15 protein-coding genes are annotated in these 13971 nt (G+C 39.2%); 8 read left to right on the top strand and 7 right to left on the bottom strand.

The genetic code is table 11. The annotated features are described in order from the left end of the window. Positions 1-108: 108 nt before the first annotated feature. Positions 109-1719 (top strand): hypothetical protein, encoded by a 1611-nt coding sequence (locus tag NST47_RS01515; protein WP_341153631.1) that lies wholly within the window; start codon positions 109-111, stop codon positions 1717-1719. Between the two features lie 47 nt (positions 1720-1766). Here the strand turns inward: NST47_RS01515 and NST47_RS01510 are convergent, their stop codons facing one another. Then, positions 1767-2915, bottom strand: coding sequence for a DNA cytosine methyltransferase (locus NST47_RS01510; protein WP_341153630.1), 1149 nt, complete (start codon positions 2913-2915; stop codon positions 1767-1769). 215 nt (positions 2916-3130) lie between these two features. Between NST47_RS01510 and NST47_RS01505 the strand changes: the two genes are divergently transcribed. Further along, the gene (locus NST47_RS01505; RefSeq protein ID WP_341153629.1) at positions 3131-3553 is read left to right on the top strand and encodes a very short patch repair endonuclease; all 423 of its coding nucleotides are present in this window, start codon (positions 3131-3133) and stop codon (positions 3551-3553) included. Positions 3554-3863: 310 nt separating this feature from the next. Here the strand turns inward: NST47_RS01505 and NST47_RS01500 are convergent, their stop codons facing one another. Continuing rightward, on the bottom strand, positions 3864-4748 hold the full coding sequence (locus NST47_RS01500; RefSeq protein WP_341153628.1) for an SHOCT domain-containing protein: 885 nt from the start codon (positions 4746-4748) through the stop codon (positions 3864-3866). Positions 4749-5229: 481 nt separating this feature from the next. Here NST47_RS01500 and NST47_RS01495 point away from each other — a divergent pair, with 481 nt between their 5' ends. The 4 genes from NST47_RS01495 (at position 5230) to NST47_RS01485 (ending at position 8172) form a co-directional block, all read left to right on the top strand. After that, entirely contained in the window at positions 5230-5598 is a 369-nt protein-coding gene (locus tag NST47_RS01495; RefSeq protein ID WP_341153627.1) for a helix-turn-helix domain-containing protein, read from the top strand. Between the two features lie 337 nt (positions 5599-5935). Further along, the gene (locus NST47_RS01490) at positions 5936-6502 is read left to right on the top strand and encodes a recombinase family protein (RefSeq protein ID WP_341153626.1); all 567 of its coding nucleotides are present in this window, start codon (positions 5936-5938) and stop codon (positions 6500-6502) included. 304 nt (positions 6503-6806) lie between these two features. Further along, entirely contained in the window at positions 6807-7253 is a 447-nt protein-coding gene (locus NST47_RS37100) for a transposase (protein WP_445667343.1), read from the top strand. Position 7254: 1 nt separating this feature from the next. Further along, on the top strand, positions 7255-8172 hold the full coding sequence (locus tag NST47_RS01485; RefSeq protein ID WP_341153625.1) for a P63C domain-containing protein: 918 nt from the start codon (positions 7255-7257) through the stop codon (positions 8170-8172). 204 nt (positions 8173-8376) lie between these two features. Here NST47_RS01485 and NST47_RS01480 read toward each other — a convergent pair whose 3' ends face one another. Both NST47_RS01480 and NST47_RS01475 read right to left on the bottom strand, forming a co-directional pair. Then, positions 8377-9186 carry a hypothetical protein gene (locus NST47_RS01480; RefSeq protein ID WP_341153624.1) on the bottom strand — a complete coding sequence of 270 codons (810 nt, stop codon included), beginning with the start codon at positions 9184-9186 and terminating at the stop codon, positions 8377-8379. 91 nt (positions 9187-9277) lie between these two features. Beyond that, the gene (locus tag NST47_RS01475; protein ID WP_341153623.1) at positions 9278-9589 is read right to left on the bottom strand and encodes a hypothetical protein; all 312 of its coding nucleotides are present in this window, start codon (positions 9587-9589) and stop codon (positions 9278-9280) included. A 125-nt stretch (positions 9590-9714) separates the two neighbouring features. Here NST47_RS01475 and NST47_RS01470 point away from each other — a divergent pair, with 125 nt between their 5' ends. Next, positions 9715-10284, top strand: coding sequence for a helix-turn-helix domain-containing protein (locus NST47_RS01470; RefSeq protein WP_341153622.1), 570 nt, complete (start codon positions 9715-9717; stop codon positions 10282-10284). Between the two features lies 1 nt (position 10285). After that, positions 10286-11845, top strand: coding sequence for a recombinase family protein (locus tag NST47_RS01465; protein ID WP_341153621.1), 1560 nt, complete (start codon positions 10286-10288; stop codon positions 11843-11845). Here NST47_RS01465 and rlmH read toward each other — a convergent pair. The 3 genes from rlmH to NST47_RS01450 form a co-directional block, all read right to left on the bottom strand. Continuing rightward, entirely contained in the window at positions 11817-12299 is a 483-nt protein-coding gene (rlmH, locus tag NST47_RS01460) for a 23S rRNA (pseudouridine(1915)-N(3))-methyltransferase RlmH (protein ID WP_091174447.1), read from the bottom strand. The two genes, NST47_RS01465 and rlmH, sit on opposite strands and share 29 nt — an antisense overlap. 129 nt (positions 12300-12428) lie before the next feature. Then, the gene (locus NST47_RS01455; protein ID WP_076237551.1) at positions 12429-12596 is read right to left on the bottom strand and encodes a CxxH/CxxC protein; all 168 of its coding nucleotides are present in this window, start codon (positions 12594-12596) and stop codon (positions 12429-12431) included. A gap of 38 nt (positions 12597-12634) precedes the next feature. Further along, the gene (locus NST47_RS01450) at positions 12635-13873 is read right to left on the bottom strand and encodes a S1C family serine protease (RefSeq protein ID WP_341153620.1); all 1239 of its coding nucleotides are present in this window, start codon (positions 13871-13873) and stop codon (positions 12635-12637) included. Between the last annotated feature and the right edge of the window lie 98 nt (positions 13874-13971).

Raw genomic sequence — 13971 nt, 5'->3', positions numbered from 1 at the left:
AACATTTGGGCTTGGACACGAATATTAATAAGCAATGCTTATTAGCAGGAATGGGTATACAGTCAGACAAAAACCACCAGGGATCGGTGGTTTTTGTCTAGAATTTAGTTGTTCAAACGCAAGTACAAGGTTCTAGTTCATATATACAACTTTTGGGAGTATAATGGAAAGGAAAGTAGTTCTTATTTCCCCTTACTTGAGGCACAGGAAGGAATGGATATAATGGCTTTACCCGACAACCCGACAATCACTAAGTTTTTTGTCAACAAAATAGAAAGCTCAAGTGAGGATTGGCCTGATTATTTATTGGAGATTGCGGAAATGTTCTCCATGTTCGATAGCCAAGAGTATGACCGAGAACTGCTGCTCGACCAATTTACCACACTAAGCCAGCGTTCACCTTATACTCAGCGGGATTCCTCTAATTATCGGGATGAATTTGGTGCCTATGGAACATATTTGGGATTGTATAGAATTGAAGAGAATAGCGGAGGACTATACATTTATCTTACCGATGCGGCCAAAAAGTACCTATGCTGCACCGAACCAGACGTTGAAGCATTCTGCCGGACACAATTAGCCCTGTTTCAATATCCAAACGGCGCGGGGGCTGCTTATTCAATAACTAACTCGGGAAATACTAGTGTTCGTGCTCAAGCAAATGCGTTAACTGACACTCTTAGGGAAATAAATCAAAATCTTAGAATAGTTCCCTTCAGGCTAATTTGCAGAGCTTTGCTTGCAAAATCCCAATATTTGGGATTTCCCCTCGAAGATACAGAAATCACGTACAAGGAGTTATTCGCGCTTTTTAACGATATCCGTACTAACACTACGCCAAACCCTTCTTTTCAACTAATTATTGAGGTTTTGGAAGACCTTACGAGAATTGCCCCCCCTCGATGGCTGAGTGATAAGTTATCGAAATTCAAACGCAACTTTCATATACTTGAACAAACGGGTTTGTTACTCCGGACTTCAAATGGGCTAAAACTGGATTCCCTTAGGAATGATAAAATTGAAATGGTAAAATCCATTTCTGAAATGACATCATTCTTCGCTGTTTTTAACAATTGCAATACGCGCGCCGAGCTAGAAAAAGAAGTTCGCAGTTTAGCTTGGGGCAGATACTATGATTCTGCTGCAAATCTATCAACAAGTTTATTATACAAGATTACCGAAGTGGGCAGTGCTCCTTCCTCGGCAGGAGTGATAAGGGAATCCCAACCAATGAGTTTTCCGGTAATGGGGGCATATGATAATTCCGTATCAAATACAAGACGGTATTCATCCATGCAAGCATCAGCGGACCCAGAACTGACAAGACTCAAAAGGGAAAAGGCTAATCGTGACCATGCCCGTATGGTTAACATGATTGCAACTCTAGCACGCCACTCAGGAGGAAATCCTTTAGAAAATATATTTATCGATCTATATGTTGATTTAAATGGCACTCAATATATTTTTGAGATGAAGAGCTGTAACCCTGACAATGTTTTAGCTCAGATTAGGAAAGGAATCTCCCAACTCTACGAATACAGATTTCGGTCAAGTTCAGCAAATTCCATTTTGTGTCTAGTTCTTCAAACAAAACCCGATGCCTGGTTGATCGAATATTTGGTGAAAGATAGGGGCATCCATTGTTGCTGGCTTGTAGATGAGATAAATTTTGACTGCCCTCAAGAATCACGACAAGTATTGAATCATTTTCTAGGTTAAACAAATAAGGGATGAGCAGATTTTCATTGCTCATCCCCTATTATGTATTATACAGTGACCATTTCATGGTCGGTTGCGCTCCCAGTCTTTAAGTAGCTCAGGCCTAGCGTTTCGATAATATCTTCATAACTAGTAGTGCTATCCACGTTAAATGCTTCCTTTATTAAGTGGGATGCAAGCTGAGCCGCAAACACTGAAGGAACTGCATTACCTATCTGTCTTATAGGATGCCTGCTTGTCCCTGAAAAGGCCCAAAAATCAGGAAATGTTTGAATTCTGGCAGACTCACGAGGGGTCACTTCTCTGGGTTGATAAGGGTGTATATGTCCTTTTCCCCCTCCTTTGTCAGAACCAACTACAATAGTAAAGCTCGGCTTCTCAGGATGCAATTTATTTATCCTTGTTTTCGAATCCCTTTCTCCAAATGAAAGTTGGGAATACCGTTCTATGATTCTTTCACTGTGCTCCCTTCCTATATGATTAGGTATATCCTTGTTGGGCAGTTCGGGCAAACCTTTAAGAATATCTCCTACCACAGGAGTTGCAAGCAAGTTCAGGTCTTTTAACTGCGACTCTTGATTTGGAAGGTGAGTTGGCGCTGGCTTGCTCACTTTCACCCCGTTTAGAGTTCCAAACACAATTAATCTTGATCTGAATTGAGGAACACCATAATCGGCTGTATTTAGCAAATAATGCGACAAAGTGTATTGTTTATTCCCGTTTTCATCCCTGCAGACTTCATCAAGAAAGCTCTCGAAGACCTTTCCGTTATCTATGGTTAGCAGTCCAGCTACATTCTCAAAGATAAACGCTTTAGGCTTTATGCCGCGAATCATCCTAATATATTCCCACAAGAGAGTGCCGCGAGGGTCTTCCATACCCTTTCTGCTTCCAAAAACTGAAAAAGATTGACATGGTGGTCCACCAATCACCAATGAAACTTCACCTTGTTTTAATCTTGCGGCCCGAAGTAATCTTTGGGGCTCTACAGTACGAATATCCTTCTGAAGAACAACTGCATTATGGAAAAATGAATGTTTCCCTGTTTTTTTCCCATTGCGCCTATTATTTTTCAATGTGGTGCAGCTATGATAATCGATTTCAACGCAGGCACGTGTTTCAAATCCTGCTGCTTCAATGCCAAGGTCAAATCCACCTGCCCCAGAAAATAATGATATGGCAGTTAATTTCTCCATATATACGCCCTCCATATTTTACTTTAAGTATACCAAACAAACGTTCGTAATAAAATAGCTTTTTCTATGATTCTATTATATTAATGAACAGCTTTTATGAAAAAACCAAATAAACCCAACTCTTATCTAAAGAACTGGAAATAAGAATCATATTGGGCTTCCCCTTAATATCATATATGCTATTAATAATGATAGTATAAGAGGGTGAAAGTCAAATGGATTCAATTAGTCCTGATAAGAGAAGTAATAACATGAGAGCAGTCAAATCAGTTTCAAAGTTAGAAACATCTGTTTCAAGAGCCCTATGGCGAAATGGAATTAGGTTTCGCAGAAATGTTAAGGACTTACTTGGCAAACCGGATATTGTAATCAAGAAATACAACATTGTAATTTTTATCGACTCTTGCTTTTGGCATGGCTGTTCTATACATTATAAACCACCACAGTCGAATAAGGAATATTGGTATGCAAAAATAACAAGAAACCAAAATAGGGATAAAATTGTGAACGATTTTTACCAAGAGAAGGGCTGGAATGTGTTACGGGTATGGGAGCATGATTTAAAAAGGGGGGCTTTCGAGGAAACTGTTGGACAAATTACTGATTTCATTTATACGTGTAAAGCAACCTGTGTATAAAAATGCACAGAATAGAATGAAGATATTCAAATATAAAGAACCAACAAAGCCCGTATTAGCCTCATAAAGAAGCTAATTGGGCTTCTTCTATTACGTCCCTCATCCTACCAGTTCCAACCTCTTACAGCGCCTCTACGCCCTTCCGCACGAAAAATTTAGCCGTCATTTATGGTACGGTTCACCTAAACCAATCAAAGAACATAGTTACTTATGAACACAAAATATACATTGTAATGTAATTTTAGCCGAACTCATTGTGCCGCTGTAAAAGGAAAGAGCCTTACGGTATTCCCCCCATAGGCTCTTTCCGTTATTTTGCTAACAGTTTCTCTTTTTGCCTTTCAAATTCATCTTTTGTAATTATTCCTTCAGTTTGAAGTTTGAATAATTTAGAAATTTCATTAGCTACAGAATTACTGTTATCGATCCTAGCAACCTCTGTTTTATCATCCTCATCTGCACGTTTTATTAGCACACTCATTAATCCATGCCATTGAGTGACTTTTTCATATGCTGACTTATATTTCTTGCTATCCTTTTTCTCACCTCTAGTGTCCTTGATGCCTGTTGCTTCATCGTATTCATTCATAAAGTTAATAAACACAACAGGTTTTTCTGTATCGTTAACGACCATCTTCAGATCAATCCGATTAATTCGATTTGATTGAACTTTACTGCCTGACAATCCACCAATAATTGCTCCAACACCTCCAGCAAGCACAGCCCCAATTAATGCACCACCTACTTGGCTTCCTCTTGATGTTTTGGTAATTGTATTTCCATCTTCAACAACTTCCACTTCAAGAATATCCTTGTATGAATACACTTTTGAGGTTTTCATACCTGCGTACATTAAACAAATTGTCTTTGACTCTTCATCAAGGCAGATTGCTGTGTCAAGGTCAGCCGCAATTATTTTCTTTGAAACGTTAAAGCCTTTATTTACTCTGATATTGCCATGGAATGCATTCAATCTAGTATTAGTTTTTTCTTCTCTTTCTTGTTCCTTCTCTTTCGCATTGCTAATCCAAGCAGGAATCATTAAAAAGAAAAAAACTAAAGCAAACCAACCAAAAAAGTTAGTTTCCTCACCCTTTATAGTTTCCCAACTGAACGCCCAAACCGTAATAGGACTAACTACAACAAAATATACTATCCAGCCCTTCCAGCTTCTCTTCCTTTTCTCATTGTTCATTTCCTGTATTCCCTTCTATATAAAATATTACTTAACTAACTCTCCAATGCTATCTTCAAAGCAGTCTTCACAAAATCTGTTATATAAAGAGAATGCTCCTTCATTCACTATTAACCTCAACGAACCTTAGAGCTTTTAACTTATCAAGCACCTTTCGAAGTATCGCTTCAGATAAATCACACTTTTCTAATAGAAGCGTATTCTTTATGGCTTTAATCTTAATTGTAGGTCATTATCTTTGAGTGCGGACAACACGGCTACTTCTTGCTTGGATAAACTCTTAACTACATATTGAAAATATCCGTCCATTTTGTCTAACCTGCTCATTCACTACTTATACTTGTAAATAATATTTCCCAATTTTGCACTATATTCCTAGACTATAAACATTATAAGACAAAAATTCAATAATTATTTGTTCTGTAGTTAACTGTGCGTTGTATTTATACTAACCTACTCTTAAAATAGAGAGGTGGTTTGATTGTCGGACTTTTATAAGTTAGTCGGAGCCAAAATACGAATACTGCGGAAAGAAAAAGGTTTGACTCAAGAACAACTTGCCGAAAAAGCAAATTTGTCTTATACATACCTAACAAGACTTGAAAGAGATGGTCGAAACTTATCACTTGCAACCATCGAAAAAATTGCAAATGCCTTAGAATCCTCACCGAGCGAACTCTTACAATTTCATGATCTAAACTTGTTTGAAGCCCGTGCCGATAAGAAATTGGTTCTTGACAACCTTTACGCTTCCCTAATGAAACGTTCAATAGAAGAAATTCGAATAGCGCAAAAAATAAGTCTGGAAGTGCTATCCGCAATTGATTACGGTAAGAATACTAAAAGCTAAACGATCACGACGGATTCAATGTCGTGGTCGTTTTTGTTTCACTTGGCGCTCTTGTAGCGCTACGAGTCATATATGTTATATCAAAATCAAATAAAGTAGGAACTACCCCCGGGTATTACCCTTTGAGAGCATCTAGTGTCTAGTGTCTAGTTTAATTAAAATAGCGTATCAAAAAGCACACCTTTCTTAACGCTTTTCTAGTATCGGTATAATAAGAGTTCGGTAAGTTTCTTTAAGTCCTTTTTTATTTTAGGGACGTATCAAAAATATTATTGACTTTTAGAAACGGTTTGTTGGACAATAGTATTACCTAGTTCAATTGGAGAGGCGTGAAAGAATGAAAGTTGCCTACATACGTGTAAGTTCAGCAGATCAAAACGAACAGCGTCAATTAGAAATGATGAAAGAACACTTAATTGAGAAATTCTATACCGAAAAGATTAGCGGTGCAACCAAGGAACGACCAAAACTCATAGAAATGCTCTCATTTGTACGAGAAGGTGACTCCGTTTATATTGAATCTTTTAGTCGATTAGCAAGGAATACCGTTGACTTGTTAAGCATTGTTAAAGATTTATCGGACAAAGGTGTAGCCCTTGTATCATTAAAGGAACGCATAGACACATCAACACCACAAGGGAAGCTAATGCTGACGATATTTGGAGCGTTGTACGAGTTTGAGCGTGACTTGATTAAAGAACGCCAAGCAGAAGGCATTGCGGTTGCCAGAATGAATAACAAGCAAATAGGCAGACCAAGAGTAGAAATTTCAGAAGCTTTTAAGAAAGCGTATAAGCAATGGAAAGATGGAGAAATAACCGCAGTAAAAGCTATGGAGTTATCGAAACTAACCAAACCGACATTCTATAGACTTGTAAAAGAATATGAGGTCAAAATTAACTAACGACATTATTATCGAACTAAAGTTCGTATAACCAAGCAAGTTATTGGTCTTGCTTGGTACTTTTTTTATTTTTTATTCCAAAAGAAAATCGTGAGGAACCTATATATTCTTTACTAATCTTTGTTTTAGTGGATACCCTATCGCAGCTGTGAAGATGCTTGGAGCTAATATTGGATCATTTTACTTTATATGGATTTTCTAAAAGTTCTTATACTAAACTTTATACTAAAATGACCCATCTAATTATAGTGTCCGATTGTATTTAATATGTTAATATTAGGGAAATTCTCAAGGGGTTGCAATAATGGTCAATGAATACTTTATTACCTTTCCTACGGAGGATGCTTACACGGAGTATCTATTAACACTCAAATGGAAATCTGAGATCATTTGTCCCTTTTGTAACTCAAAATCAAATACACCACTACGTTTCTCTTTTAGATTTCACTGTAATTCATGCAATTCTGACCACAGCCTAACTGTTAATACGGTAATGCACAACACCAAAATTGATTTAAGAAAATGGGTAACATCACTTGACGTTTATCTGCAAGATAATAAGTTAAGTTCCAGGAAGCTATCGGTGATTGTCAACATTGATAAGAAGACAGCTTACAGAATACTTAAGAAATTTAACTCACTGTTTAACAGCTATAAACTTGAAGTTGCCCAAATCCTGGGATACGACACGGAAAAGGCTGAAGCTTTGTCAAAAGTTCTGCTGATAAATACAAAGCGAAGGAGATATTGATATGGATACTTATATGGAAGAGAATAAAAACGTTATGGTCGCTACGCATCATGGAAAATTAAAAATCGGTGAAAAGGAATTAAACTGTGCTGTTCTTGAAGACGGCTCAAGGATTATTTCTAAAAATGCGATATTCATTGTATTTGGTAGGACTAATCGCGGTCGCAAAAGTGGTGAAATACGTGTTGCAGATATGCCCGATCTACCAAGTTTCATTGATGCCAATAACCTATTACCTTATATCAATTCGGACCTCAAACAATTATTATATGAAAAAATAGTCTATAAGGGCAGCAATGGAAAATTAGTTGAAGGGTATAAAGCAGGAATAATCCCCATGTTATGTGATGTATACCTATCTTCCCGTTTGGACAAGCAATTAAATGTTCAACAAGAAAATCTAGCTAAGGCAAGTGAAATTATAGTTAGAAGTTTGTCGAAAATTGGTATTGTTGCACTTGTAGATGAAGCTACTGGTTATCAGGTTGATAGAGACAGGGAAGAACTTCAAAAATTACTAGCAGCATATATTTCTGAGGAACTTCTACCATGGGCGAAACGTTTCCCTGATGAATTTTATAAGGAAATGTTCCGACTTAGGAAATGGGATTATCCAAGACCAGCAGGTAAACGACCAAGTATAGTCGGCTATTATACTAACAAGTATGTATATGAACTTTTACCTCCTGGAGTAAAAGAAGAACTTCAACAGAAAAACCCAACTACCTCTCCTGGTCGAAGAAAGTTTAGGCATCATCAATTTTTAAGTCTTGATATAGGCAACGTTCATTTAGAGAAACATTTAATAAAAGTGATTACATTAATGCAAGCGGCAGATACATGGGAAGAATTTCAAAGGAAGTTTAATAGGGTGTTTAATATTATTGAACTAGAACAAGGTGAATTTGATTTTGCTTAGTATGTTTTGGAAACTTTGTATTTGTATCAAAACATATGTGCAGGATTGACTCTGCGCCACCGCTCCACCTTTGTAATGTTGATAGATTGGAAATGCATGAGCGTGTCTTAGAGAGCACTCTCGTTCGTCAGAAGATGCTCCAGCCTTACATGAAATGTTACTTTTATGTATCAGCCCATTCCTTAATAGATTGGGCTCTTTATATTAAAATAAATTACTCTTTAGGCTATGCTGCTCGAATAGACCATAAAAGTTAATAGCAGCTACTTTGCATAAATCCCTTATCTTTTCCTTTGACCTCTTTGAGACCCCCTTCCAATTCATCCCTTTCCTTCTGCGTACAATTTCGAAACTTTCTTTATCATGACTTTTAGCCAAAGCCCTTGTGACTATTTCGCAGTCTGGTATGAAAGTGAATTTATCCATATAACTTTTTACCCATGCTAGATCGTTATATGGGGCATTTTTATGTCTTGGTCGGATTCTTATCTCAAAACGAGTAAGATGTTTTTCAGCTATATTAATATTCTTACTTTCTAAGAGTTGATTTTTCTTATCGTACACAAAGGCAATGCATGGATTTGTCTTTTTACTATATAAGTAGTAACTTGGATTCCTTCCCTTATGTCTCTCCATCTTCACATTATCACTCTTATAAATAAAGTGTCGGGAAAAGGCAATATTCCAATCATAAGCAACATGCATAACTTTAACCTTCCAATTTCCTATTTTTAATAATAGTGTAATCAATGCAGGTTTAGCTTTTATGGCATCTTTATGAAGATGAATCATTATATTGTAACTGCTATTAGTGTATAATCTCGTGCCAAATTTCGGCTCAATATAAACTCTATATGACGGTTCAATATTTACCAAGATGTACTTGAACGAGCTATTGTAATTCCAATTCCGATTAAACCGAACCTGATCTTTTATTTCTTCTAATTCTTCTTTGGTTAGCTTGGCTACTAAGAAAAGGGTATCGATAGATACTTCATGTAAATGCTCTGTCATTCTATGGCTCCCTTGCACATTATTTCTGGTAATTTTCTGAATTATGCTTTACAAAATGCTAACTACAATCGTTCCAATACTCTAGTGGTTATTATATGTCGTGTTCTTGTATAAGGAGAAACTGCGTAATTCTTTGTTCATCCCTCTCTTCCATATAAGCATGATAAACACCAGGCTCCAACAAATCGATTAATTCATCTTCGTCCCTACTACAATCATTGATATTATTTTTTTCATCATCTTCCCACGGTCTATAACCAACAGGGCGTTTTCCTCCGAACAATAACAAGAATGATAGATAATCGTCCTTTACATGATTTGAAATAAGTAGTTCCAATATATTGTCTGTTAAAGACTCAATTAGTTCCATTCCTTTTTCAGCTTCCATTGTTTTTGTTGTCATATCAATACCTCCTCATCTTTATGTAGCATATTGTAGTATATAAAATGTTTTTTGTCAACATATTGCTACAACAAACTTTTTATGCTACATTGTACTTATATCGATAATAAACGGAGGGAAACCAAATGGAGCTACTCAGCTTTAGCGATTTCGTAAAACAGGCTAGAACGGCGCAAAAAATTAGTTCAAGGGACTTATCAACCAAACTTGGCAAAGCAATAACTTACATTTCCCAAATAGAAAAAGGGAAAATAAAGACATTCGACTATGCTACATGCTACAAAATACTGGAGTTTCTTAACTATGATTTGAACAAAATTGACTCCATACTCGCTGAGTTTAGAATCATAGCACCATTAAAGGATATGCCATACGTTCAGTTTAATTTTGTATCACCAAGTATGAAAGTAGAGGATGCCTCTACGGAGGCTGTGAAGAACTTGCAATGGCTTGTATATGGTGAACTCATGGAGATTAAATCTAAAAATGCTACTTTACATGAGACTTTTAATATCTTAATAGAAAGGGACGTCACAAGAGCAAATACGATTCTTACCAATCTTGTAGCACTGACCAAAGATAAGGATAATTTTAGTTTTTTCTGCAAATTATTTCTTACTAATTTATCCACCTTGGATAAAGAGAGCAAAAACCAGATTATCAACCTAATTAGCCAACTAAAAGGAGAAAACTAAATTGGAAAAGGTAGCAATTTACGTGAGAGTTTCTACAGAAGAGCAAGCTGAGGATGGTTACTCAATTGATGGTCAAATTAACGCCTTGACGGAGTATTCTCAAAAGAACGGATTAGAGGTATTTAAAATTTATAAGGATGAGGGTATAAGCGCTAAATCCGTTGATAGACCAGGACTCCAAGAATTACTGGAAGATTGCAAGCATGAACGCTTTAGCATAGTTGCTGTATGGAAAATATCGAGGCTTTCCCGTAAACAACTTGATTTTCTGACACTCATTGAAGAATTTAAGAAACATAACGTTAAATTCTTTAGTTTCAAAGAGAACATAGATGCATCTACCCCAATGGGAATGGCAATGCTTCAAGTGATGGGGACATTTGCAGAGCTTGACCGAAATACTATTGTTGAAAACGTTAAATTAGGTATGTCCCAAAGAGCAAGGGAAGGACTTTTTAACGGTGGTTCAATGCTTGGCTATACATCCAAGGACAAGCATCTAATAATCGTTGAAGATGAAGCCATCATCGTTAGGCATATTTTCAAATTGTATTTAAGCGGTAAAGGGTTCAAAGCAATCGCTAATCAGCTTAACCACGAAGGTTATAAAACTAAAAGGAATCAAGCTTTTTCTACTAACTCAGTTAGGCAAATTATCTTAAATCCTGCATATGCTGGCTTTATCCGATATAATAAGCAAGAGAATTGGTCCGAGCAGAGAAGAAAAGGTACAAATGAAAAGCCTATTATCATCAAGGGCTTACATGAACCATTAATTGATTTAGATACATGGGACAAGGTAGGTAAACTATTTGAATCCAAATCAGCTAAACCTACCAAAACATTCACTGGTCATTACCCATTGACTACTTTGCTTAGATGCCCTATGTGCGGTCAAGGTATGATTGGACACAGAGCAGAAAGAACCAAAGGTACAAAAGATTATATACGTTATTATCAGTGTGGTAATTTTCATTACAAAGGGTCTGCTGTTTGTAATTCAAACTTGATTTGGGCAGATTATGCTGAAGCATATGTTTATAAGAAATTTGAGGAGGCTTCTACGAATAAGTCTTTACTTAATGATTTGGTAGGGACACTTAATAGCAAGATTAAAGTCATAAAAGAACCGCTTGAGTATCAAATGATAAACCTACAAAAGCAGATTGATTTAGCAAAAAAAAATCAACGTAAATACGCTAAGACGTTAGAAGAATGCGAAAGCGTTCCAAAATTCATTATTGAAAATCTAACAAGGTTGGAATTAGAAATAGATGAACTTACAGCTAAAATGAATAGCATCCAGCACGAAATGCTTAAGCCTACTGTGCAAGAGGTATCAATTGATGATGTGTATTCAATTATTTCCCATCTATCAAAACTGTTGCCAATTGTTGCGCCTGAGAAACAAAAACACCTACTCCATAGTGTTATCAACAAAATCACACTTACACAAGCTAATAAACCAAAAGACAGGCGCATTAAAGACATTGAACTTGTCTTTAATGCTTCAAAAGAACCAAACCATGTGCTTACTTATGGTACGGTTCCCCCCGAATAATCTTAAACACCCTATACACCTGCTCCACTAGCACCAGCCGCATCAGCTGGTGCGGCAAGGTCATGCGTCCGAACGCCAGCTTCAGCTCGGCGCGCGCCAACACCGCGGGGGCTAAGCCCAGCGAGCCCCCGATCACAAACGCCACGTGGCTGCGCCCATACGTGGCCAAGCCCTCTACATGCCGTGCGAGCTCATCGCTCGTAAGCGGCATGCCATCAAGGGCGAGCGCCACGACGTAGGCGTCGCCCTTGATTTGCGCGAGGATACGTTCCCCCTCGCGCTGCCTGACGAGCGCCTCTTCAGCGGCGCTCATGGAGTCCGGTGCCCGCTCATCGGGCACCTCAACGATCTGCACCTTGGCATACGGCCCAAGGCGCTTCACATACTCGGCAATCCCTTGCACGAGGTAAGCCTCCTTCAACTTGCCAACCGCAATAATCTGAATCTGCTGCATACGCAACCTCCTGTGATCTATTTTTTATGCTCAACGGCACTTTACTTTACACACAGCCCCATACAAAAAAGAAGCCCCAGCCGCAACCAACACGCGACAGTACGGCTTCTTTCCTTATCGCCCCTTACGCTATACAACCAAAAACCTTGCCTGCTCTGCACACCGCTCACAATGGACAGGTGGCTTCCATGCGGTAAAGGACACTTCCTGGATATCCACGATATCGGGTGCATCCTCATACTCATCAACAAACTGATCAATCGCTAATTCCAAATGCTCCTTACATACGACAAACATAACCTGACCCCACTCTTCTCTATACTAGATCCTCGCTGTTAGCGGTCCTTCAGCTCTGCCATCGTCATGGTAGCAGTCGCCTTTTTCCCGCCGCGGTAATACGTAATCGTGATTTTATCGCCAATTTTCTTTTGACTGTATATATATTTACGAAGCGCCAGCGTGCTGTCCACCGCCTGCGTATCCAATTGTACAATTACATCGTTTGTCTTCAAGCCCGCATCCTTGGCAGGACCTGTGACATCGAGCACGATAATACCAGCTTTCACATCAGCAGGCAGCTTTAATACCTCTGTCCCTGTAAAAGATTGCAAATCCTGCGTCACCACGCCCATATATGGCCTTTTGATCTTGTGGTCCTTGATCAGCACCTCAACAATCGACTTCACCGAATTGATCGGGATGGCAAAACCTAACCCTTCCACGCCGGTGTCGGCCACCTTCAGCGTATTGATTCCGACGATCTTACCTTCCAGATTGACAAGCGCACCGCCGCTGTTGCCCTGATTGATCGCCGCATCGGTTTGGATGACATCCATCTCCCAATCGTAATCACCTTGTGCACCCAACGACACGGGAATGGTCCGCTTCGGCCAGCTGATGATGCCTCTGGTCACTGTTGGTGCATAACCCAAGCCAAGTGGATTCCCTACGGCAATTACCGTCTCGCCTGCCCGCAGCGCATCCGAATCGCCAAAGTCCGCTACCGATTTGATCCCGCTTCCTTCAATTTCCAGGACGGCGAGGTCCGTCATTTGATCCCGACCGAGCAGCGTCGCTTTCTTGCGTTCACCGCTTGAGGTTACGACATCCAGCTGAGCAAAACCTTCCACGACATGGTTGTTCGTCACGATCCGTACTTTATCTCCCGATCTTTGGAACATCACACCCGATCCGAGTCCCATCGATCCGCGCGCGCCTGCCTTTTCGCCTTCCTTTTGAGAGCCGATAATGCTGATTACCGTTGGGCCAATTCTTTCTGCCGCTTTGACAACCGAGTCACTGCTCAGCTTCTGGGTATCCGTTCCATTGCCCGATGCCGGCTCAGTCCCATTCGCAACAGCCGCAGCGACAGGTGCCGCCGCTGGCTCGGAGCCGCTGCCCAGACGGAACAACGCCAAGACAATCAGCATAATAGCGGCTCCTCCGAAAGCAGGAAGAAGCCAGGATGGGACTTGTCGTCTTCTATTGCCGCCATGAAACTTCTTTCCTTTGACAGACCATTCATTACGGCGAGACACCTTTGTAGAATAAAAATCATCGTCAAACAACCCCATCGTCTTCCGCTCCCCCCTCTGCCGTTCCCCGTACAGAGCACCCATCCATACTAGCAATCTCAAAAACTTTCAAATAACAGGAATGATTTCTACAAGTT

The organism is Paenibacillus sp. FSL H8-0034 (assembly GCF_038000305.1).
GTDB lineage: Bacteria > Bacillota > Bacilli > Paenibacillales > NBRC-103111 > Paenibacillus_S.
This window is presented reverse-complemented; position numbering and strand designations above follow the sequence as displayed.

Bases quoted from the DNA above. Each gene is read 5' to 3' on its own strand.
- NST47_RS01510 (WP_341153630.1), bottom strand. From the start codon at position 2,915: ATGGAGAAATTAACTGCCATATCATTATTTTCTGGGGCAGGTGGATTT.
- NST47_RS01505 (WP_341153629.1), top strand. From the start codon at position 3,131: ATGGATTCAATTAGTCCTGATAAGAGAAGTAATAACATGAGAGCAGTC.
- NST47_RS01450 (WP_341153620.1), bottom strand. From the start codon at position 13,873: ATGGGGTTGTTTGACGATGATTTTTATTCTACAAAGGTGTCTCGCCGT.
- NST47_RS37100 (WP_445667343.1), top strand. From the start codon at position 6,807: ATGGTCAATGAATACTTTATTACCTTTCCTACGGAGGATGCTTACACG.
- NST47_RS01485 (WP_341153625.1), top strand. From the start codon at position 7,255: ATGGATACTTATATGGAAGAGAATAAAAACGTTATGGTCGCTACGCAT.
- NST47_RS01480 (WP_341153624.1), bottom strand. From the start codon at position 9,186: ATGACAGAGCATTTACATGAAGTATCTATCGATACCCTTTTCTTAGTA.
- NST47_RS01470 (WP_341153622.1), top strand. From the start codon at position 9,715: ATGGAGCTACTCAGCTTTAGCGATTTCGTAAAACAGGCTAGAACGGCG.
- rlmH (WP_091174447.1), bottom strand. From the start codon at position 12,299: ATGCAGCAGATTCAGATTATTGCGGTTGGCAAGTTGAAGGAGGCTTAC.
- NST47_RS01475 (WP_341153623.1), bottom strand. From the start codon at position 9,589: ATGACAACAAAAACAATGGAAGCTGAAAAAGGAATGGAACTAATTGAG.
- NST47_RS01455 (WP_076237551.1), bottom strand. From the start codon at position 12,596: ATGTTTGTCGTATGTAAGGAGCATTTGGAATTAGCGATTGATCAGTTT.
- NST47_RS01490 (WP_341153626.1), top strand. From the start codon at position 5,936: ATGAAAGTTGCCTACATACGTGTAAGTTCAGCAGATCAAAACGAACAG.
- NST47_RS01500 (WP_341153628.1), bottom strand. From the start codon at position 4,748: ATGAACAATGAGAAAAGGAAGAGAAGCTGGAAGGGCTGGATAGTATAT.